Annotated in this window: 14 protein-coding genes; 5 read left to right on the forward strand and 9 right to left on the reverse strand. The window is 56.6% G+C overall.

Going from position 1 to position 19,276, the window contains the following annotated elements; all coding sequences use genetic code 11:
- Window positions 1-43 precede the first annotated feature (43 nt).
- Together HWW83_RS11415 and HWW83_RS11420 are read right to left on the reverse strand one after the other, a co-directional pair.
- On the reverse strand, window positions 44-2,158 hold the full coding sequence (locus HWW83_RS11415) for a peptidase domain-containing ABC transporter (RefSeq protein ID WP_033644081.1): 2,115 nt from the start codon (window positions 2,156-2,158) through the stop codon (window positions 44-46).
- On the reverse strand, window positions 2,151-3,428 hold the full coding sequence (locus HWW83_RS11420; protein WP_033644082.1) for an HlyD family secretion protein: 1,278 nt from the start codon (window positions 3,426-3,428) through the stop codon (window positions 2,151-2,153). The genes HWW83_RS11415 and HWW83_RS11420 overlap by 8 nt, the downstream gene beginning before the upstream one ends.
- 320 nt (window positions 3,429-3,748) lie before the next feature.
- Between HWW83_RS11420 and HWW83_RS11425 the strand changes: the two genes are divergently transcribed.
- Window positions 3,749-4,066 carry a hypothetical protein gene (locus tag HWW83_RS11425; protein WP_079007635.1) on the forward strand — a complete coding sequence of 106 codons (318 nt, stop codon included), beginning with the start codon at window positions 3,749-3,751 and terminating at the stop codon, window positions 4,064-4,066.
- 77 nt (window positions 4,067-4,143) lie between these two features.
- Here the strand turns inward: HWW83_RS11425 and HWW83_RS11430 are convergent, their stop codons facing one another.
- From HWW83_RS11430 to guaB, 4 genes are all read right to left on the reverse strand, one after another.
- Window positions 4,144-5,769 (reverse strand): cholesterol oxidase substrate-binding domain-containing protein, encoded by a 1,626-nt coding sequence (locus HWW83_RS11430; protein WP_047574026.1) that lies wholly within the window; start codon window positions 5,767-5,769, stop codon window positions 4,144-4,146.
- A 128-nt stretch (window positions 5,770-5,897) separates the two neighbouring features.
- Window positions 5,898-6,701, reverse strand: a complete 804-nt coding sequence (locus HWW83_RS11435) for a helix-turn-helix domain-containing protein (RefSeq protein ID WP_176589304.1) — start codon at window positions 6,699-6,701, stop codon at window positions 5,898-5,900.
- A 1,099-nt stretch (window positions 6,702-7,800) separates the two neighbouring features.
- Window positions 7,801-9,378, reverse strand: coding sequence for a glutamine-hydrolyzing GMP synthase (gene guaA, locus HWW83_RS11440; protein ID WP_021504498.1), 1,578 nt, complete (start codon window positions 9,376-9,378; stop codon window positions 7,801-7,803).
- 103 nt (window positions 9,379-9,481) lie between these two features.
- Window positions 9,482-10,945, reverse strand: coding sequence for an IMP dehydrogenase (gene guaB / locus HWW83_RS11445; protein ID WP_004941460.1), 1,464 nt, complete (start codon window positions 10,943-10,945; stop codon window positions 9,482-9,484).
- Between the two features lie 170 nt (window positions 10,946-11,115).
- Here guaB and xseA point away from each other — a divergent pair, with 170 nt between their 5' ends.
- Window positions 11,116-12,492 carry an exodeoxyribonuclease VII large subunit gene (xseA, locus tag HWW83_RS11450; protein ID WP_033644342.1) on the forward strand — a complete coding sequence of 459 codons (1,377 nt, stop codon included), beginning with the start codon at window positions 11,116-11,118 and terminating at the stop codon, window positions 12,490-12,492.
- Between the two features lie 3 nt (window positions 12,493-12,495).
- On the opposite strand, the gene HWW83_RS11455 is transcribed toward xseA, so the two are convergent.
- Together HWW83_RS11455 and HWW83_RS11460 are read right to left on the reverse strand one after the other, a co-directional pair.
- Window positions 12,496-14,862 (reverse strand): glycoside hydrolase family 31 protein, encoded by a 2,367-nt coding sequence (locus tag HWW83_RS11455; protein ID WP_176589305.1) that lies wholly within the window; start codon window positions 14,860-14,862, stop codon window positions 12,496-12,498.
- 11 nt (window positions 14,863-14,873) lie between these two features.
- Window positions 14,874-16,184: an MFS transporter gene (locus tag HWW83_RS11460; RefSeq protein WP_033651564.1), complete on the reverse strand. Its 1,311-nt coding sequence runs from the start codon at window positions 16,182-16,184 to the stop codon at window positions 14,874-14,876.
- A gap of 359 nt (window positions 16,185-16,543) precedes the next feature.
- Between HWW83_RS11460 and HWW83_RS11465 the strand changes: the two genes are divergently transcribed.
- The 3 genes from HWW83_RS11465 (at window position 16,544) to HWW83_RS11475 (ending at window position 19,043) form a co-directional block, all read left to right on the forward strand.
- Window positions 16,544-17,614, forward strand: coding sequence for a LacI family DNA-binding transcriptional regulator (locus HWW83_RS11465; protein WP_033651630.1), 1,071 nt, complete (start codon window positions 16,544-16,546; stop codon window positions 17,612-17,614).
- Between the two features lie 62 nt (window positions 17,615-17,676).
- On the forward strand, window positions 17,677-18,702 hold the full coding sequence (locus HWW83_RS11470; protein ID WP_033644087.1) for a M4 family metallopeptidase: 1,026 nt from the start codon (window positions 17,677-17,679) through the stop codon (window positions 18,700-18,702).
- A complete protein-coding gene (locus HWW83_RS11475; protein WP_016929750.1) occupies window positions 18,702-19,043 on the forward strand; it encodes a protealysin inhibitor emfourin in 342 nt (113 codons plus the stop codon). The genes HWW83_RS11470 and HWW83_RS11475 overlap by 1 nt, the downstream gene beginning before the upstream one ends.
- A gap of 4 nt (window positions 19,044-19,047) precedes the next feature.
- Here the strand turns inward: HWW83_RS11475 and HWW83_RS11480 are convergent, their stop codons facing one another.
- Window positions 19,048-19,269: a zinc ribbon domain-containing protein gene (locus HWW83_RS11480; protein ID WP_004941446.1), complete on the reverse strand. Its 222-nt coding sequence runs from the start codon at window positions 19,267-19,269 to the stop codon at window positions 19,048-19,050.
- Window positions 19,270-19,276 lie beyond the last annotated feature (7 nt).

Consider the following 19,276-nt stretch of genomic DNA (forward strand, 5'->3'; position numbering starts at 1 on the left):
TTAAAGATGAAATAAATATAAAATTTTATATTTCATCAAACAATTACGCCATTGCATTTACAGGCTGCAAAGTAATTACCCGATCTGCCGATGCAATCGTCGATGGCCGATGAGCAATGATAACGCGGGTCATTTTCAACGAGGATATGGCTTCGTTCACCCTTTTTTCATTGTCCAGATCCAAATGACTGGTGGCTTCGTCCATAAACAGAATACTGGGCCTTCGATACAACGCGCGGGCGATAAGCACCCGCTGTTTTTGCCCGCCGGAAAGGCTCCCCCCCAATTCGCCCACCAACGTTTCATATCCCATCGGCATTTTCATAATATCGTCGTGAATATTGCAATGCTTGGCGCATTCAACGATAAATTCCGTATCGGGATGAGCATCAAAACTGCATATGTTCTCGGCAATTGAACCGGCAAGCAGTTTATCTTCTTGCAATACACATGCGATGCACTCCCGATAATTATTAATGCCGATATCATGAATGTTAATGCCGTTGATAAACAAACGCCCTTCCGTCGGTTCCAACAGCCCGCACATCAGCTTCATCAACGTGGTTTTGCCGACGCCTGAAGGCCCGACGATCGCCACGCTTTCTCCCGCCGCGATCTGCAGGCTGAGTCCGGGGATCACTGGGCGCGAAAGGCTGTCATATTGATAAAGCAGATCGCGCACTTCAAAAGTCACCGCCTCGTTGGGATTGCATATCTTGCGATAGGGCTTTTCTTCCTCTGTCGTAGAAAGCACGATGTCCGCCAGCCTTTCATTATGCAAATTCAGCATTCGCAGCCGAATGACCATATCGATAAGATTTGACGCGCGATCGGAGAATTGCCCCCGATAGGCATTAAAGGCGACAAACATGCCTAATGTCATTTGACTGTCGATCACTAAAGACGCGCCCAACCACAAGATAACGATTTGATCGCAGGCCGCAAGAAACGCATTCACGCCGCCAAAGAACATATCGAGCTTCGTCACCCGAATATTGGCGTTTGCCGTATCGATATTTAAATTTAACCAGAATTGCGAACGCGTTCCCGCCAACCCCAACGACTTCAGCGTCGCGATGCTGTACAGCGTCTCCATAAAATGTGAGCTGGCTTTCGCCGACTTCACCAATTGCTCCTCGGACGCTTGCCGATAATAGCGATAGGTCGAAAGGCGCAGCAGAACATATAAGACCGTAAAGCCGGAGGCTACCCACACCAGCCAGCCACCGTACATGAACATCATGATAAATACGCCGACCGACATGATGCCATCAATGATGCTGGAAACGATACTGGTGGTAAACGTGGTGCGAATGGCGTCCAACGAGCCAAAGCGCGATTGAATATCACCCAGCTTGCGCTTTTCAAAATAGGCAAGCGGGAGCTTCATCAGATGATCAAACAGCCCTGATTTCCACTGTATATCGATCAGCGCGCCCATCACGATGGAGATCCACGAGCGAAACATCGAAACGCAGGTGCGGAACAAGATAAAAAACAGTAAACCGACGCAAATAATGACCAATAAATTATGGTCGCCGGCCTGGATGACGTGGTCCATCACCAACTGAGTCCCGACGGGCATCAGCAGGTTGACGGCCTCAATGACCAGCGACAGAGCGAAAATTTTTACCAGCGCGCTTTTAAGACCGGTGACATTGCTGAGCAGTTTTCTAAAGTGCAGGCGATTTTTCTGCACCACAGGCGTGAATTCACTGCTTGGCCATACCTCTAAAGCGATTCCGGTAAAATGCAGGGAAAACTCCTGCAGGCCGATAACCCGGCGGCCAAATGCCGGATCGTGCAGGGTTATCCGCCCACCGCGAATGTTGACCAGGACCACAAAGTGATTCATATCCCAGTGCAATATGCAGGGCCTTTTCACCTGGTGAATCTCATCCAGGCTCAAGGATAAGGCCCGCGTTTTCAAATTGAGATTCTCGGCGATCGCGATCAGCGAGCTCAGGGTGGCGCCGCGGGCCGAGATATCAAACTTCTGGCGCATCGACAGCATATCGATGTGCATGCCGTAATAGCCGCACACCATCGCTAAACTGGCCAGCCCGCATTCGGCGGCCTCCGTTTGCAAGACCTGCGGCACTTTTCTTCTGAGCGACAGGTTCAGCTTGCCAACGATATTCTCATAAACTTTATTCACGAAGTGGCCCCGACACACTGTTTTTCATGTCATAAAATGGCGCGAACATCCATTGGTAGATGGGTCTTTTCTCCAGGAAAAGCGTGGCTTGCGCCTTCATGCCGCTTGAAAGGTTCAGCTTCTTTCCCTGATAGCCAAACTGCGTGTTATCGATAGCCACCAGCACTTTGTAGTACGACTCAACCAGTTCAGCCGATTGTCGAGTTGGCGAACTGCTGTAAGTGGACATTTCCTGAATCGATGCGGGAACATAAGCGATGCTTTCGATCACACCGGGAAACTGACCAAATTTTTCATACGGGAAGGCGTCATAGCGAACGTTGATGTGATCGCCTCGGCTCACGTAAGGCACGCTGCTGTTGGGCAACCATAAAACCAAATAATAGATGGCATGATTACTGGGGATTAATTGCGCCAGGCTGTCTCCCGTATTGACCATTTGCCCAGGCGTCACGCTGAGCGATTCAACGCGCCCGTCCGCCGGCGCATTGACAATCAACGAGCCGCTGGCGTCCGCTTCGGCCAGCTGCCGCAGGAGATCATTGCGCTGAAATTGATATTGTGAGATTTGATTATCGAAATCGGACGCTCTTGTCGCGAGATCGCTATTCAGGTTAGTTATCTGCAAAGACTCTTGAATGCTTTGGTTATAGAGACTGTGGAACGTACTCTGCTGCTGATAGTAGAGGTAAACCTGGTTATTCAGCTGATCCCGATTAATGAGCCCCTTACTGCGATACTCATCGTAATTTTTCATGGTTTCGCGCATGAAGTTAACGCCGTTGCGTGAATTTTCGACCATCTGTTTGGACTGGCTGTGCGCCAGTTTATATTGGTCAATCTGCGCTTGCAGATTGACCAGGGTCGTTTTCTTGTTCGCCTCCAATTTGGCGATGATGCTATCGACCTGCGCCAGTTGATTTTCTATCGCCTGCCGCGTGCTTGCGCTGACGGTGCCGGAATCCGTCACCCTGCTGACGTCTATCTGATAAAGATGCTGCCCTTTTTTTACCTGATCGCCCACATTGACAAAGCGTTGTGCAATGAATCCCTGCTGAGTAGCAAATATATTGACCGATCTTGGCAGCGTCGTGACCTCTCCGCCCACGCTGATACGCCGGGTATAACCGCCATAGGTCACGAAAATGATCAGCACAGAAACGAATGAAAGTGAAATGCCCGCGATGACCCAGGCCGGCAATCCTGCAATTAACAATGCTTTTCCTGCCCATTTAGAACGACTGTGCGATAAGGCCTCTTCCCTAAACAAATTCTGACCTCTCCATATATAGCGACACCGTTCATTTTTATCTTATCCCTGGCCCAACACGGCGCTTATTTAGATTTAGTCTTTGTTGGCAAAACCCACAAGTAATAATAATCTTAAAAAAACACAAAACTGCTGAAACGTCACAAAAAGTGCGACCCTAATATTAGCGACGGCGTTATGAGTTGCATATTTCAACGCCGACCTCTTTAATCTAAGCGTATTCTCATCAAGCCGTCATTCACAGAGGCTGCGAGAATTAAGCGGCGAAACGCTTTACGTTTCGTTCCTGAGGTATAGGGATAAAGTTGAAAGGATTTACTATGAAAGAGCTAAATACTGCAGAGATCGAAATCGTTTCTGGTGCGGGGATTATTTCCGATACGGCAAGCTTTGTATCAGGATTTGCCGGCGATGTTATCATTGATACCGTAAAATTGGCCAATGATGCGCTTAATACCCGATTGATCTCTTCCGTAGGCCAAGGGTTCAACGCGATCGGTTTTGGCTTGGGCGCCGTTCATAATGTCGCGGACTCGCTTGGCTATGCGGCATTTAAAAGCGTTGCAGCCGTAGGCTCCCTGCTGGGTGGGGATGCAAGCCGTATCGAATATCATTACGAGAAAGAATGGGGTGCTTGAAAACAAGCGGCTCCCTCTGAAAGGTTAATGATGCTAACCACCTGCCCAATCAGGTGGTTATTTCAATTACGCACTCACTAACTCTTCTGTTTGAAAACCGCTTTGGTCAATGGAGAGGAGAACACGTTGTGCGGATCGTACTTATTCAGCACGTTGCAGGCATGATTCCAACTGTCATTGTTCCCTGCCCCGGCATTAAAGCTGCGCGGAATGTTTTCTTCGAGTACGGTTTTATCCTGCCACGCGGCCTGTGACGTATAACCCCAGCCTTTACTCCACTCTACGCGAACCGTCGCATAGTCGCCCGCATAGTGGCTAAAAATCCATTTTTCCATTTCACTGTAGAATTTATTGGCATCCGGCGTATCGGGCATGGTCAGAATATCCAACCAGATCGCGACATCCCATTCCGGATGGGATTCAACGGGACGAATAGCCGAAAGATCGGGAGCAATGGCATTGGCCACCGCGCTCTCTTTTGCACTGTCCAATCCGGTGACGCGAATTTCAATCGGGCCATTCATCGGAAATGAATTCTTGCGCTGGTAATCGGCCACCATTTCTTCATATTTTTTCGTGAAATCGTGCAATACGTTTTGAATATTGCTCCGCTTCGTGATTATCGCGTAACCATTGGCCGTCACGCGCAGCGTTGTCGGCTTCACATACAACAGCAGATCCTTGCTCCACCCCCACAGATCCGCCGACACGGTGGCCCCTAAACCAATGCTGACCAACTCCATCTGCGCCTTGCCGAGTGTCGGGGTCAGCTCCGGGTGGCCATTATTGATTTTTTTAATGATATCGGAAATTTTAACCGGCAAATTATCCGAGAACGGATAGTTAAATGGACCATTAACCGGTTTTGACACTTTTGGGAAGCTGTCTTCTTGCTTCCACACTTTCAGCCATGGTTTTTCCGTGAACGGGAACCAAATGACTTCAACGCGCCCGCACAGATCCAAGAAATGGCTGAAGGTATTTTTTGTCGTGCTTGCAGTGGAAAAAAGATCCGCCGCGGTGACATTAACATAACTTTGACAGCGTAAACGCCGGTTGCGCGGCACCTGCAGCGTCACTTCGCTGATAAAAGCCCGGCCGACATGCACCAGGAATGCCGAGCTCTCCGCATTATCACGCGTAAACTCCTTTAATTCATACTTCGACCGCGCCTGATCCCAGACGACAGCTTTTAGCGACACCACGCTATTGCTCACGGAACCAAAACTGGCAAACTCAGCCAGAGGCTCATCTTTTGCCGGGATGCAGGTTCCATGGCCGCCGATGGCAAGCACGCCGCCCAGGGTCAGATCGCCAGGCGCCGGCGTCGCGTAAAAGCCGAGTTTCTTTTTTTCTAATTCAGTGAGCAAAGCCTGCATTGTCACCCCCGTTTGCGCGGTGACGTATCCATGCTCTCCCACTTTATTGATTGAGATGTTTTTGAATTTTCTGGTGAGGTCGATCAGCACGACATTGCTGTTATCCTCCCCGTTTGCAATAACGAGCGGGGACCAGTTGTGCTTGATGCCAACCGGACGCACGCAATATTTATTCTCATGCGCCCAGTTAATTACGGCCAAGAGCTCATCCGTATTTTGTGGATAGCAGGTCAGAATATGATTGCCGGAGATTTCTTTTGACCAATTAACAAAATTGACATACTCATAGCCCACAGGGAACGTGTTCAAACTAGAACCAGTCATAACTGACTTCCTTTTAAAATTAAAATAGATAGAGATAAAAACGGCAACAGCCCGAGCGCTAATTAATCACCCTGATAAGCACCTCCTTTTCCTTGGGATAATCCCTCTGTTTTACTGCCCGAAGAGCGTCAAGACTTGCCAATATAAATCAACACCTTGACGTTAATTTCCGCGTATTGAAAATTCTTTTCTTTATGCAACTCAATTAAAAAGCCGTTTCTTATTCGCACGCCAAGCAAAGGAAGATAGGCGTCATAGATGCTGTCAAAAAAAACCAGATATTCGTTCAACCTGCCGTTAAACTCGAACAATAAATACTGCCCTCTTATCAACGTCAGATTGCGTGTCTCGTAGTACCCTTTGCTGAGCGTTACTTCCCAACCGGATGAAGCCAACTTTACCGTGCGCATTGACGTATCGGTATTTTTCCCTGTGCGGCTGCCGTATTTCTGTCGTTCCTCTCCTCCAGAGCTGGAAGCATTCATTGAATGATAGAGAAAAAACTTATATCCCTTAAGCAGGTATATGTTATTGGGCATTTCGATAAAATGATATGCTGACGGATTTTGTATTAAAAAGGGAGGGAGATGTTTGGAAAAGTCCCATTCCTGGCTCGTTCTAAAGTCCTTTGGGCTTTCACCGAAAAAGCGTTGAAAGGCGCGGCTAAAAGCCTGCTGGGAGCTAAAGCCGATAGCAGTAGCCACTTCCAATACTTTTAAATCAGACTGTTTGAGCATGACGGCAGACTTGCTCAGACGCCTATTTCTGATATACGTCGCTATTTTCATTCCCGTATAACGCTGAAACATTCTTTGCAAGTGCCATTTCGAATAACCAGACAAATCCGATAACTTTTCTATCGAGAGATCATGCTGTATATTCATCTCGATCAAATTAACTAGCTCGACCACGATACTATGCTGGTAACTCATAATGACATCCATGTCCTAACAAAACCCACCCTCAGACAACCTGCTCATTGGGCTTTTATCCATTAAAATGAAAAACAAAGCGCTGCCGCAATCATGCAATTAGGATTAGAATGTGAAAAACGATGAACCTTTTATAATTGATTGACAGAGAGATACTTCTTTTTGGGTAGACATCCTCCTTGTGACGTTATTGGTATAATTCTTATAAAGCTTTTCCCTGGTGAAGGCTTTTCCTGTCTCTTTCATCTTGACCAATATCCATCCTGACGTTGTGCAACTAAGCAGTCAAAAGAAAGCATATCTTGGCATCCGTTGATAAATCGTTTGCCTCCCTCTCGGCGGTGCATTTTAATACCCTTACATTTAGAGTAGCCTATGTAGATAGCTTAGAAAATATCAAATGCCAGATAATTACACAGTTCGCACTTTATGTTACGACAATAATTAAAAGACAAGAAAAATCATATAATTAGAATTTCAACTCCAAGCAATGAATGCCGATAAAACGTAGGAATCGCCCTTGAGAAGGGTTATTAAATACAATAAAACCGCTGATTTCCTCAATAAAAACAGAAGGAAAGATTTATAAAATAAGAAATAGACTAATTCATCGCATCCTTCTGATATATTTATTCGTCAGACCAAGTCTTTCAGAAAAATCCCATAAAAGGGCGCACGGAGTCCTTTTATTTTCGCAGAGGATTAATTAGCTACGCCATCGCCCGATGCCGATGAGTCGACGCGCCTCAATACGGCAATTCATTATGCCGCGGCCCGGCGGATACGGTGAATAAAGCCCCGTTATCCGACGACATCATCGCACCGGCGAAGTGCGCGTGGTTGCAGAATACCGTTCTGCGGATAGGCGCAAAGCCGAGATGGGAAACGCAGCGCCTCAGGAAATGAGCCGTAAGCAAAGCGCAGGCGGCTCCGCGCGGGCTGTCCTCTCCGTTCGCCCCTATCTCAACCCAGCCCTCCTTTCGGAGCGGAGGCCGTCTACGGCACAGGGCGCCAAACATCGGGCATAAAAAAACCCGCCGTTAAGCGGGTTTGGTTCTCATGTGCGGTTCACTGACGCCAGCCTACGCCGGACGCGGGATTACTCCCACTCGATCGTCGCCGGCGGCTTGCCGCTGATGTCGTACACCACGCGGGAGATGCCGTCCACTTCGTTGATGATGCGGTTGGACACGCGGCCGAGGAAGTCATACGGCAGATGCGCCCAGTGCGCGGTCATGAAGTCGATGGTTTCCACCGCACGCAGGGAGACCACCCAGTCGTATTTGCGGCCGTCGCCCATCACGCCGACCGAGCGCACCGGCAGGAACACGGTGAACGCCTGGCTGACTTTGTTGTACAGATCGGCTTTGTGCAGCTCTTCGATGAAGATGGCGTCGGCGCGGCGCAGCAGATCGCAGTACTCTTTCTTCACTTCGCCCAGCACGCGCACGCCCAGACCCGGGCCCGGGAACGGGTGACGGTACAGCATGTCGTACGGCAGGCCCAGTTCCAGGCCAATTTTGCGCACTTCGTCTTTGAACAGCTCTTTCAGCGGCTCGACCAGGCCCAGCTTCATCTCTTTCGGCAGGCCGCCCACGTTGTGGTGCGACTTGATCACGTGCGCTTTGCCGGTGGCGGAAGCGGCGGATTCAATTACGTCCGGATAGATGGTGCCCTGCGCCAGCCATTTCACCTGCTCTTGCTTGCAGGCTTCTTCGTCGAACACTTCAACGAACACGCGGCCGATGATTTTACGCTTGGCTTCCGGCTCGTCGACGCCCGCCAGCGCGGTCAGGAAGCGGTTTTCCGCCTCGACGTGCACGATGTTCAGGCCGAAGTGGTCGCCGAACATTTCCATCACCTGCTTGGCTTCGTTCAAGCGCAGCAGGCCGTTGTCGACGAACACGCAGGTCAGACGCTTGCCGATGGCGCGGTGCAGCAGCATCGCGGTCACGGAGGAGTCAACGCCGCCGGACAGGCCGAGGATCACGTGGTCTTCACCCACCTGCTCGCGGATGCGCTCAACCGCATCTTCGATGATGGTCGCCGGCGTCCACAGGGCCTCACACTGGCAGATGTCCAGTACGAAGCGCTCCAGCATGCGCTGGCCCTGACGGGTGTGGGTCACTTCCGGGTGGAACTGCACGCCGTAGAAGCGTTTTTCTTCGTTGGCCATAATGGCGAACGGGCAGGTATCGGTGCTGGCGACGGTCACGAAGTCGGACGGGATCGCGGTCACTTTGTCGCCGTGGCTCATCCACACGTCCAGCAGCGGTTTGCCGGCCGGGCTGATGGCGTCTTCGATGTCGCGCAGCAGTGCGCTCTCGTTGACGATTTCCACCTGCGCGTAGCCGAACTCGCGTTCGTTGGAGCCCTGCACATGGCCACCCAGCTGCATCGCCATGGTCTGCATGCCGTAGCACACGCCCAGCACCGGCACGCCGGCGTTGAACACGTAGTCAGGGGCGCGCGGGCTGCCGGCTTCGGTGGTGCTTTCCGGGCCGCCGGACAGGATGATGCCGCTTGGGTTGAATTCGCGGATCTGCTCTTCGCTAACGTCCCAGGCCCACAGTTCGCAGTAAACGCCGATTTCGCGCACGCGGCGGGCGACCAGTTGGGTGTATTGCGAACCGAAGTCCAGTATGAGGATGCGATGCTTATGGATATTTTGTGTCATGTGAGGCGAATTCCAGCAACAAGAGAAAAAGAGCGAAAATGTATGTTTTCGGGATGGGGCTTAGCGCCCCACCCCGGCCTCTCACTCAGGAGAGGTTAAGGCATCAGCCCATGCGGTAGTTCGGCGACTCTTTGGTGATGGTCACGTCGTGCACGTGGCTTTCCTGAATGCCGGCGCCGCTGATGCGCACGAACTCCGCCTTGGTGCGCAGATCGTCGATGGTGGCGCAGCCGGTCAGGCCCATGCAGGAGCGCAGGCCGCCCATCTGCTGGTGCACGATGGCTTTCAGCATGCCTTTATAGGCCACGCGGCCTTCGATACCTTCCGGCACCAGTTTGTCGGCGGCGTTATCGGTCTGGAAGTAACGGTCGGAAGAGCCTTTGGACATCGCGCCCAGCGAGCCCATGCCGCGGTAAGATTTGAACGAGCGCCCCTGATACAGCTCGATTTCGCCCGGAGATTCTTCGGTACCCGCCAGCATGGAGCCGACCATCACGCAAGAGGCGCCCGCGGCAATCGCTTTGGCGATATCGCCGGAGAAGCGGATGCCGCCGTCGGCGATAACCGGAATACCGGTGCCTTCCAGCGCTTCCACCGCGTCGGCGATGGCGGTGATCTGCGGTACGCCTACGCCGGTCACGATGCGGGTGGTACAGATGGAGCCAGGGCCGATACCCACTTTCACCGCGCTCACGCCGGCTTCAGCCAGCGCTTTGGCGCCCGCCGCGGTCGCGACGTTGCCGCCAACGATCTGCAGATCCGGGTATTTGGCGCGGGTTTCGCGGATGCGCTGCAACACGCCTTCGGAGTGGCCGTGCGAGGAGTCGATCAGCAGAACGTCAACGCCTGCCGCCACCAGCGCATCAACGCGCTCTTCGTTGCCGGCGCCGGCGCCGACCGCCGCGCCCACGCGCAGACGGCCGTGCTCGTCTTTACAGGCGTTCGGCTTACGTTCCGCTTTCTGGAAGTCTTTAACGGTGATCATGCCCAGCAGGTGGAAGCTGTCGTCCACCACCAGCGCTTTTTCTACGCGCTTTTCGTGCATCTTCTGCAGCACCACGTCGCGCGCTTCACCTTCTTTCACGGTGACCAGGCGATCTTTCGGCGTCATCACCGCAGTCACCGGCTGAGTCAGATCGGTCACGAAGCGCACGTCGCGGCCGGTAATGATGCCGACCAGCTCGTTGTCTTCGGTGACGACCGGATAACCGGCGAAGCCGTTGCGCGCGGTCAGCTCTTTCACTTCCTGCAGCGTGGTGGCCGGGGTAACGGTCTGCGGGTCGGTGACTACGCCGCTTTCATGTTTTTTCACGCGGCTGACTTCTTCAGCCTGGCGCTCGATGGACATGTTTTTGTGGATGAAGCCCAGGCCGCCTTCCTGCGCCAGCGCGATGGCCAGGCCGGATTCGGTAACGGTATCCATGGCTGCGGACAGCATAGGGATGTTCAGGCGGATGGTTTTGGTCAGTTGAGTGCCGAGCTCTGCGGTGTTAGGCAGAACCGTGGAGTGGGCTGGAACCAGGAGGACGTCGTCAAACGTCAGAGCTTCTTTAGCGATACGTAGCATGGGCAATATCTCACCAGGGTGGGCTGTGAAAAAGATAAAATATTGCCGCGGCATTATACAGAGCGGAATCGGTTGCCTCCAGCACTTTCTTACAAAAAGTCTTGATTACCTTTTTCAGCCATGTAGTATCGACCAATTAAGTGATTGTTTTGAAATTTGATCTGGGTCACATGTCGCTACCTGTTTCGCCTTCCATTTTTACCGTAAGCCGCCTGAATCAGACGGTTCGCCAACTGCTGGAAATGGAAATGGGGCAGATTTGGCTCTCCGCCGAGATCTCCAACCTCTCCCAGCCCGCCTCCGGCCACTGGTATTTCACCCTGAAAGACGACCGCGCCCAGGTGCGCTGCGCGATGTTCCGCAACAGCAACCGCCGCGTCACCTTCCGGCCGCAAAACGGCCAGCAGGTCTTGGTGCGCGCCAGCATCACGCTGTATGAACCGCGCGGCGACTACCAGCTGATCGCCGAGAGCATGCAGCCCGCCGGCGACGGCCTGCTGCAGCAACAGTTCGAGCAGTTGAAACAGCGCCTGAGCGCCGAAGGGCTGTTCGATCAGCAGTTCAAGCAGCCGCTGCCCGCCCCGGCCAAACGCGTCGGGGTGATCACCTCCGCCAGCGGCGCGGCGCTGCACGATATCCTGCAGGTATTGCAGCGGCGCGATCCGTCGCTGCCGATCGTCATCTACCCCACCTCGGTGCAGGGCGCGGAAGCGCCGATGCAGATCGTGCGCGCCATCGAGACCGCCAACCGCCGCGATGAATGCGACGTGCTGATCGTCGGCCGCGGCGGCGGTTCGCTGGAGGATCTGTGGAGCTTCAACGACGAACGCGTGGCGCGGGCGATCTTCGCCAGCCGCATTCCGATCGTCAGCGCCGTCGGCCATGAAACCGACGTCACCATCGCCGACTTCGTCGCCGACCTGCGGGCGCCGACCCCTTCCGCCGCCGCCGAACTGGTGAGCCGCAATCAGCTCGAGCTGTTGCGCCAGCTGCAGTCGCAGCAGCAGCGGCTGGAGATGGCGATGGATTACTACCTGGCGCAGCGTCAGCAGCAGTTCACCCGCATTCATCACCGTTTACAGCAGCAGCATCCGCATCTGCGCCTGGCGCGCCAGCAGACGCTGCTGTTCAAGCTGCAGCGCCGAATGGAAGACGGCATGCAGCAGCAGCTGCGCCTGGCCGCCCGCCGCAGCGAACGCGTCCAGCAGCGGCTGGCGCAGGTGCAGCCGCAGGGCCGCATTCACCGCTACCAACAGCGCGTGCAGCAGCAGGAATACCGTCTGCAGCAGGCGATGGAGCGCCAGCTCAACGCCTACCGCCAGCGTTTCGGCGTGGCCTGCAGCCAGCTGGAGACCGTCAGCCCGCTGGCGACGCTGGCGCGCGGCTACAGCGTGACGCAAACTCCGCGCGGCGAGCTGCTGAAAACCACCAAGCAGGCGCAGGTCGGCGAACTGCTGAAAACCCGCCTGCAGGATGGCTGGGTGGAAAGCGAGGTGAAAACCATCACCGTCGCCAAAAAGCCGCGCAAGAAGCGCGCGGCCGAGTAAGCCCTACTCCAGCGTAAAACGCTCGCCGGGTTCACCGTTCACCCACAGCGCGCGCGTTTCGCCTTCCGGCAGGCTGAGCGTCAGCGTGCGCCAGGCCGGGCGGAAATGCCCTTCCGTCGTGATATCCAGCATGATGCGCTGATGGTCGCAGCGCATTTCCCAGCGCAGCCACAGCGCCTCGCCCTGCCGCCAGCCGTCGCTTTCGCCGTCGTCCTCAAACAGCAGCCCGCCGCTCGCCCCGCCGCCCTTGAGCGGAAACAGCCGCAGCTCGCGCCGATCGTCGGCGGCCACGTCCACATGCGCCAACCGCTGCGACAGCGGCAGCGCCGCCCCGGCGCGCACCAGCAGCGGCAGACGCTCCAACGGCGCCGCCAGCGTCACCGTCTGGCCGCCGCCAAACCACTGGCCGCTGTAGAAGCAGTACCAGCCTTCGCCGTTATCCGGCAGATACACCGAACGGCGACGTTGCCCCGGCTCCACCACGCTGGCCACCAGCAGATCGCGGCCAATCAGAAAATCGTCGTTTTCGCCAAAGGTGTGCGCATCCTGTTCGTGATCGAGAAAAGTCGGGCGCAGCATCGGCTCGTCGTCGGCGCAGGCCTGCCACAGCAGCGTGTAGAAATACGGCAGCAGCCGGTAACGCAGGTTGATCGCCTCGCGCACCGCCGGGGTGGCGGCCGGGTACATCCAGGGTTCGTTGACCGTGGCGTCGTCATTCCAGGAGTGGATGGTGAAACGCGGGTGCATCACGCCGTTTTGCACCCAGCGCACCAGCAGCTCCGCGTCCGGTTTGTCACCGGAGAAGCCACCGACGTCGTGGCCGAGGTTATACAACCCGGACAGGCTCATGCCCAACCCCATGCGAATGTTGTAGCGCAGCGTCTGCCAGCTGGTGCGATTATCGCCGCTCCAGGTCTGCACGTAGCGCTGCATGCCGGCGCAGCCGGAGCGCGAGATCAGGTACGGCCGCCGCTGCGGCGCAAAGCGCAACTGGGCCTCCATCGAGGCGCGCATCATCAGCAGCGGCATCACCGGGCGGAGATGTTTGATGGCGATCGGCCGTCCAAAGCCGTGGCAGCGCGCTTCGCCGTCCCACACTTCGTACTCGTTGTTGTCGTTCCAGGTCGAATCGATGCCCATCTCCAGCAGCTGCTGTGTGACGCCCTGCTGCCACCATCGCACCGTCGCCGGATTGGTGAAGTCGAGGTGCGATCCTTCGTCGTCCCAGAAGCTGGAGCGTTCCGGCGCGTCGCTTTGCGAATCGCGGATAAACAGCCCCTGCGCCGCCACCTCTTGATACTGCGGATGATCCTGCAGCAGGCACGGCTTGATGTTGGCCGCCAGCTTGAGGCCGGCGTCGTGAAACGCCTGGCTGAGCAGCCTAGGCTGCGGCACCTTGTCATAGTTCCAGTTAAACACGTAGCGTTTGTTGTTGATCGAGGTGTAGCCCGACGACAGCTGGAAAGAGTCGCAGGGGATGGCATGTTGACGGCACAGCGCAATGAACTGTTGCAGCTGCTGCTGGGCGTCCGGCGCGTCGGTGTAGTGCATGGTCGAACCGCTGTAGCCCAGGCTCCACTTCGGCCCGAAGTGGGTGCGGCCGGTCAGGCGCACGAACGCCTTGGTGACATCCAAAACCTTCGGCCCGAGGAACAGGTAGTAATCCAGATCGCCCGCTTCGGCCTGATAGCGGCGGTAGGCCGTATGGTAGTTGTCGATCTCGTTGCCCAGATCCAGCCAGCAGCTGCTCAGGTTGTCGTAGAACAGGCCGAAGCTCGCCTCCGGCCCGCGGGTGATGGTAAACGGAATGTGCTTGTACAGCGGATCGGTGCTGGCGGCGTTGTAGCCCATCGCGTCCAGGTTGCGCATCTCGAAGCGGCGGCCGGTGCGTTCCAGATCGCCGGCCTTCTCCCCCAGGCCGTAATAGCGCTCATCGGCGAAACGCCGCTGGTAATGCGCCACGCCGTCGCCGTGCGCGTTGAGCAGGTAGGCGCTGGTCGGCCGATCCGCCGCCAGCGGCCGCCACTCGCCGGCGGCATTGCAATACTCCCACGCCAGCCACAGCGGCTGATGCACCGTCACGCGCAGCAGCGGCGTGCTGACCACCAGCCGATCGCCCTCCCGGCGCAGCTGATAGCCCGGCAGGCTGAAACCAGCGACGCTGAGCCGATCGCGCCCCTCCCAGGGCACATCCTCCTGCGGCGCAATGCTCCAGGTGCGATCCAGCGCCAGCTCGCCCTCACGTTTGATCAACACGCGGAACAGACCGTCTTCCAGCACGTACAGGCAGAAACGGTGGCGTTCATCGACCAGCAGCTCGACGTGGTCGGCATGCTGCGCCGCCAGCGTCCAATTTTTCAACGTTTTCATACATATTCCACTTAGCTGTGTGAAGGGGTTTTCTTACCGCCGCGCTCGGCGATCAGGGCGATCAGGAACAGGGCGCCGATCAAATCGAAGAAGCCCATCGCGATAAACAGCGGGTTGAAACCGAGGGTGTCGGATACCGCGCCGATCAGGAGCGTGAACAGGAAGCTGGCGATCCAGGCGCTGGAGCCGCGCATGCCGTTGACCGTCGCCATTTGGTTTTTATCGAACGATTCCACCACCAGCGCGCTGAGCATGCAGGAGATCACCTGATGGCCGAATCCGCCGATCGAGATCAACGCGATCGCCACATAGGGATCTTGGGTGATCGCCACGAACGCCAGCGACACCATCAGGAAAGCGCCGGTCACCGAGCTGGCGACCACCGAGTTGACGCGGCTGCAGCCGAACCATTTGCGGTATAGGGTGGTGAGATAGCCGCTGGCGACGCTGCCGATATCCGCCGCCAGGAACGGCAGCCAGGCGAACATCGCGATCTGCTTCAGATCCATGCCGCGTTCGGTGGCCAGGTACAGCGGCACCCAGAAACTGAAGACCGCCCAGGCCGGCTCGGCGAGAAAGGCCGGGATGGCGATGCCATAGAATTTCTTGTTCTTGCACAGGCTGGCCAGCGAAGTGAAGAACGGCAGCTTCGGCAGCACCGGCTCGTTGTCTTCACGGATCAGATCCAGCTCTTGTTGGCTGAGGTTCGGGTGCTGCTGGGGCGAGTGGTAGAACAGCCACCACAGCACTACCCAGATCAGCGCCAGCCCGCCGGAGAACAGGAACGCGCCCTGCCAGCCGAAGGAGACGTGGGCGATGACGATGATCGGCGGCGCCAGCATGGCGCCGATGGAGAAACCGACGCCCGCCCAGCCGGCGGCGATCGGACGCTCCTTCTTCGGGAACCAGTCGGAGATCGCCTTGGCGTTGGCCGGAGTGGCCGCCGCCTCCGCGCCCCCCATGAAGAAGCGCAAAATGGCCAGTTGCAACCAGCTGCCGGCGCCGGCGTGCAGCATGCACACCACCGCCCAAATGCCCGCGCAGATCAGAAAGCCCATCTTCAGGCCGATGACGTCGATCAGCCAGCCGCAGATCGGCTGAAATACCGTATAGGCCAACTGGAACGACGCCACCACCCAGGCATATTGCTCGGTGCTCATGTTCAGGCTGGTTTTCAGTTCCGGCGCCAGAATGCCCAGCGAGTTGCGGGTAATGTAGTTGACCGTGACGCCCAGCAAGAACAGCGCCAGCATCCACCAGCGTAGCGATTTGAACTTGCGCCGGCCGCTCTGCGCGACCGTCTGATTGATCTCCACACTCATCGGTTCTCTCCCCGCGGCCGCCCATGACAGCGACGCGCGCATTGGTAGGGTACGTTGCGCTATCAAAAGGGGACGGTGAACACAGGCCAACGCCCGCATAACAGGCCGGCAGTCCATCACAACCCCATGATTTATTTTTTGTTTTCTTCTTTGCACACCGTTAAAATTGGACTGACAAGTCGTTAAAATTGGTGTACCAATGCAGACTACTCAGCGATCACGCACAGCGAAACGGGGTTTTTTGCAAAGATTTTCACAGGCGGGTGAAAAAATAGTCATAATGGCCGCAGGATCCAGTCAAAGTGCTGAAAAGCCGCAGTGAAAATATTCTCATGGGCGAATTTGAAGGAGATCACAAAATGAACGGAAAGCTGAAAATCCAGGAGATCGCCCGCCAAACCGGGCTGTCGATCAGCACCGTTTCCCGCGTGCTGGCGGGCAAGGCCAACACCAGCGCCGAAGCGCGCCGCAAGGTGCTGGAATGCGCGCAGCAAAACGGCATTCTACAGGGCATTTCCAGCGGCCGACTGATGTTGAACAATGTGATGGTGTTCGCGCCGCAGCGCGCGTTCGACGTGCGCACCGATATCTTCTACTACAAGGTCATTCAGGGCATCGCCGCCGCACTGATGCAGCACGAGGTGCGCATCCGTTACTGCGGCCTGGAAGAGCAGCACAGCGACGGCGCGCTGTTTCTGGAAAAAATGAGCGATCCGCACACCGAAGCGGCGCTGATCATCGGCATCGACGACGAACACATCCATACCCTGGCGGCCGATCTGCCCAAGCCCTGCGTGCTGATCAACTGCACCGATCGGCAGATGCGGCTGGACAGCGTCTCGCCGGATCATCAGCTGATCGGCGACTATTCCGCCAGCTATCTGTTCCAGCAGGGGCACAGCCATATTCTCAACCTGCAGTGTCTGCGCCGCCACACCATGGAGCTGCGGCTGGCGGGCATCCGGCAGGCCTACGCGCGGCATCATCTGCCGTTCGACGACGGCCGCCATCTGGTGACCACTTCCGGCTTCGGCAGCGAAGAGGCCGAACAGGCGCTGAGCACCTACCTGAACCGCGCCCCGCTGCCGACGGCGATCCTGGCCGGCGGCGACTACATGGCGGTCGGGGCGGTCAAGGCGCTCAACAAGCTGGGGCTGAGCGTACCGGGCGACGTATCGGTGATGAGCACCGATGGCTTCAACCTGGCGGAAATACACGACGTGCCGCTGACCTCGGTACAGGTGCCGCGCGATGAGCTGGGCTACGAGGCGATCCAGCTGCTGCAGCGGCGCATGCTGCGCGCCGACGCGCCGCCGTGCAACCTGCTGCTACATGGCCGGTTGGCGGTACGCGCCTCGGTGCGGCGCATAAGTCCCCACAAGACCACCCCGGCGGTGAGCACGCATAACCACAGGCTTTATGACGAGTAGACTACACTTAGGCTCAGTGCATTCATTCGATGAGGTAAATTTTTTGCCTAAGGAGAGCCACTATGCCAGCCCAGCGCATGCGTTCCGTCATTCCTCCCTACATGCTGCGCCGCATTATTGAACACGGTAACGCCCCGCAGCGCGACTGCGCGCTGCACACCCTGAACCACGTGCAAAGCCTGCTCGGCAACAAGCCGCTGCGTTCACCGACCGAGAAAAACGCCCGAGCCGGCGAAGCGCTCCGCGATATCTACGACGCCCAGAACGGCACCCAACTGCCCGGCAAACAGGTGCGCAAGGAGGGCCAGCCCAGCAACCACGACGTGGCGGTGGACGAGGCCTACGACTATCTCGGCGTCACCTACGATTTCTTCTGGCAGGCCTACCGGCGCAATTCGCTGGATAATAAAGGGCTGCCGCTGGTCGGCAGCGTGCACTACGGCAAGGAGTACCAGAACGCTTTCTGGAACGGCCAGCAGATGGTGTTCGGCGACGGCGACGGCGAGATCTTCAACCGTTTCACCATCGCCATCGACGTGGTCGGCCACGAGCTGGCGCACGGCGTGACCGAGAGCGAAGCCGGGCTGATCTACTACCAGCAGTCCGGCGCGCTCAACGAATCGCTGTCTGACGTGTTCGGTTCGTTGGTCAAGCAATTCCACCTGCAGCAAACCGCCGATAAAGCCGACTGGCTGATCGGCGCCGGTCTGCTCGCCAAGGGCATCAAAGGCAAAGGGCTGCGCTCGATGTCAGCGCCCGGCACCGCCTACGACGACCCGCTGCTGGGCAAAGACCCGCAGCCCGCCAGCATGAAGGATTACATCCAGACCAAGGAAGACAACGGCGGCGTGCACCTCAACTCCGGCATTCCCAACCGCGCGTTCTACCTGGCGGCAACCGCGCTGGGCGGCTTCGCCTGGGAAAAAGCCGGCTACGTCTGGTATGACACGGTGTGCGACAAAGCGCTGCCGCAAAACGCCGACTTCGCCACCTTCGCCCGCGCCACGGTGAAACACGCGCAGGCGCGTTTCGATCAAAGCGTGGCGGACAAGGTGCAACAGGCCTGGCATCAGGTGGGGGTGGAGTAATGAAACCGCTGCCGACGCTCAATCAGGATACGGTCATTGAGCTGGCGCGCGAGGGAGGCTTCGCCTACATTCCCAAACTGGCGGGCCAGCGCCGCATTGCGCTGGCCGATATCACGCCGGAGCAACGGCAGCGCCTGAATCAGTTGCTGAATCAGACGCTGCCGTACGCCCAGGAAGAGGGCCAACCCAACTCCCCCGGCTGCGGCGACCAGCGCTACTACCGCGTACAGATCAACTACACCAGCCCCACCCTGAGCACCGAGATCGTGCTGTTAATCCCGGAAAGCAGCGCGCCGCAGGCGCTGGTGGATTTGTGGAAAACCGGCCAGGTGGATGAGTGAGGGCTTACAGCGGCTGATAGCTGAAATTCACCCGTTTTTTGGAGATCAGCCCGTGCCCGTTCTGGCACAGGTAATCCACCGCCCCGCAGGCCTTCAACTCTTGCAGCGGCTGCCCGCACTCCGGGCAGCTCGCCAGCTGCCGATAATCGCGCTGACAGGCGGCACAATGGTAGTGACCCGCTACCCAATTCATGGTCTGACGACAGTGCGGACAATGCGCATCCATAACAGCT

Origin of the sequence: Serratia ureilytica, from assembly GCF_013375155.1 — a bacterium.
Classification (GTDB): domain Bacteria; phylum Pseudomonadota; class Gammaproteobacteria; order Enterobacterales; family Enterobacteriaceae; genus Serratia; species Serratia ureilytica.

What these genes read in the sequence shown, in the direction of transcription:
- HWW83_RS11425 (WP_079007635.1), top strand. Translation starts at nt 3,749, where the DNA reads ATGAAAGAGCTAAATACTGCAGAGATCGAAATCGTTTCTGGTGCGGGG.
- HWW83_RS11430 (WP_047574026.1), bottom strand. Translation starts at nt 5,769, where the DNA reads ATGACTGGTTCTAGTTTGAACACGTTCCCTGTGGGCTATGAGTATGTC.
- HWW83_RS11435 (WP_176589304.1), bottom strand. Translation starts at nt 6,701, where the DNA reads ATGAGTTACCAGCATAGTATCGTGGTCGAGCTAGTTAATTTGATCGAG.
- guaA (WP_021504498.1), bottom strand. Translation starts at nt 9,378, where the DNA reads ATGACACAAAATATCCATAAGCATCGCATCCTCATACTGGACTTCGGT.
- guaB (WP_004941460.1), bottom strand. Translation starts at nt 10,945, where the DNA reads ATGCTACGTATCGCTAAAGAAGCTCTGACGTTTGACGACGTCCTCCTG.
- xseA (WP_033644342.1), top strand. Translation starts at nt 11,116, where the DNA reads ATGTCGCTACCTGTTTCGCCTTCCATTTTTACCGTAAGCCGCCTGAAT.
- HWW83_RS11455 (WP_176589305.1), bottom strand. Translation starts at nt 14,862, where the DNA reads ATGAAAACGTTGAAAAATTGGACGCTGGCGGCGCAGCATGCCGACCAC.
- HWW83_RS11460 (WP_033651564.1), bottom strand. Translation starts at nt 16,184, where the DNA reads ATGAGTGTGGAGATCAATCAGACGGTCGCGCAGAGCGGCCGGCGCAAG.
- HWW83_RS11465 (WP_033651630.1), top strand. Translation starts at nt 16,544, where the DNA reads ATGAACGGAAAGCTGAAAATCCAGGAGATCGCCCGCCAAACCGGGCTG.
- HWW83_RS11470 (WP_033644087.1), top strand. Translation starts at nt 17,677, where the DNA reads ATGCCAGCCCAGCGCATGCGTTCCGTCATTCCTCCCTACATGCTGCGC.
- HWW83_RS11475 (WP_016929750.1), top strand. Translation starts at nt 18,702, where the DNA reads ATGAAACCGCTGCCGACGCTCAATCAGGATACGGTCATTGAGCTGGCG.
- HWW83_RS11480 (WP_004941446.1), bottom strand. Translation starts at nt 19,269, where the DNA reads ATGGATGCGCATTGTCCGCACTGTCGTCAGACCATGAATTGGGTAGCG.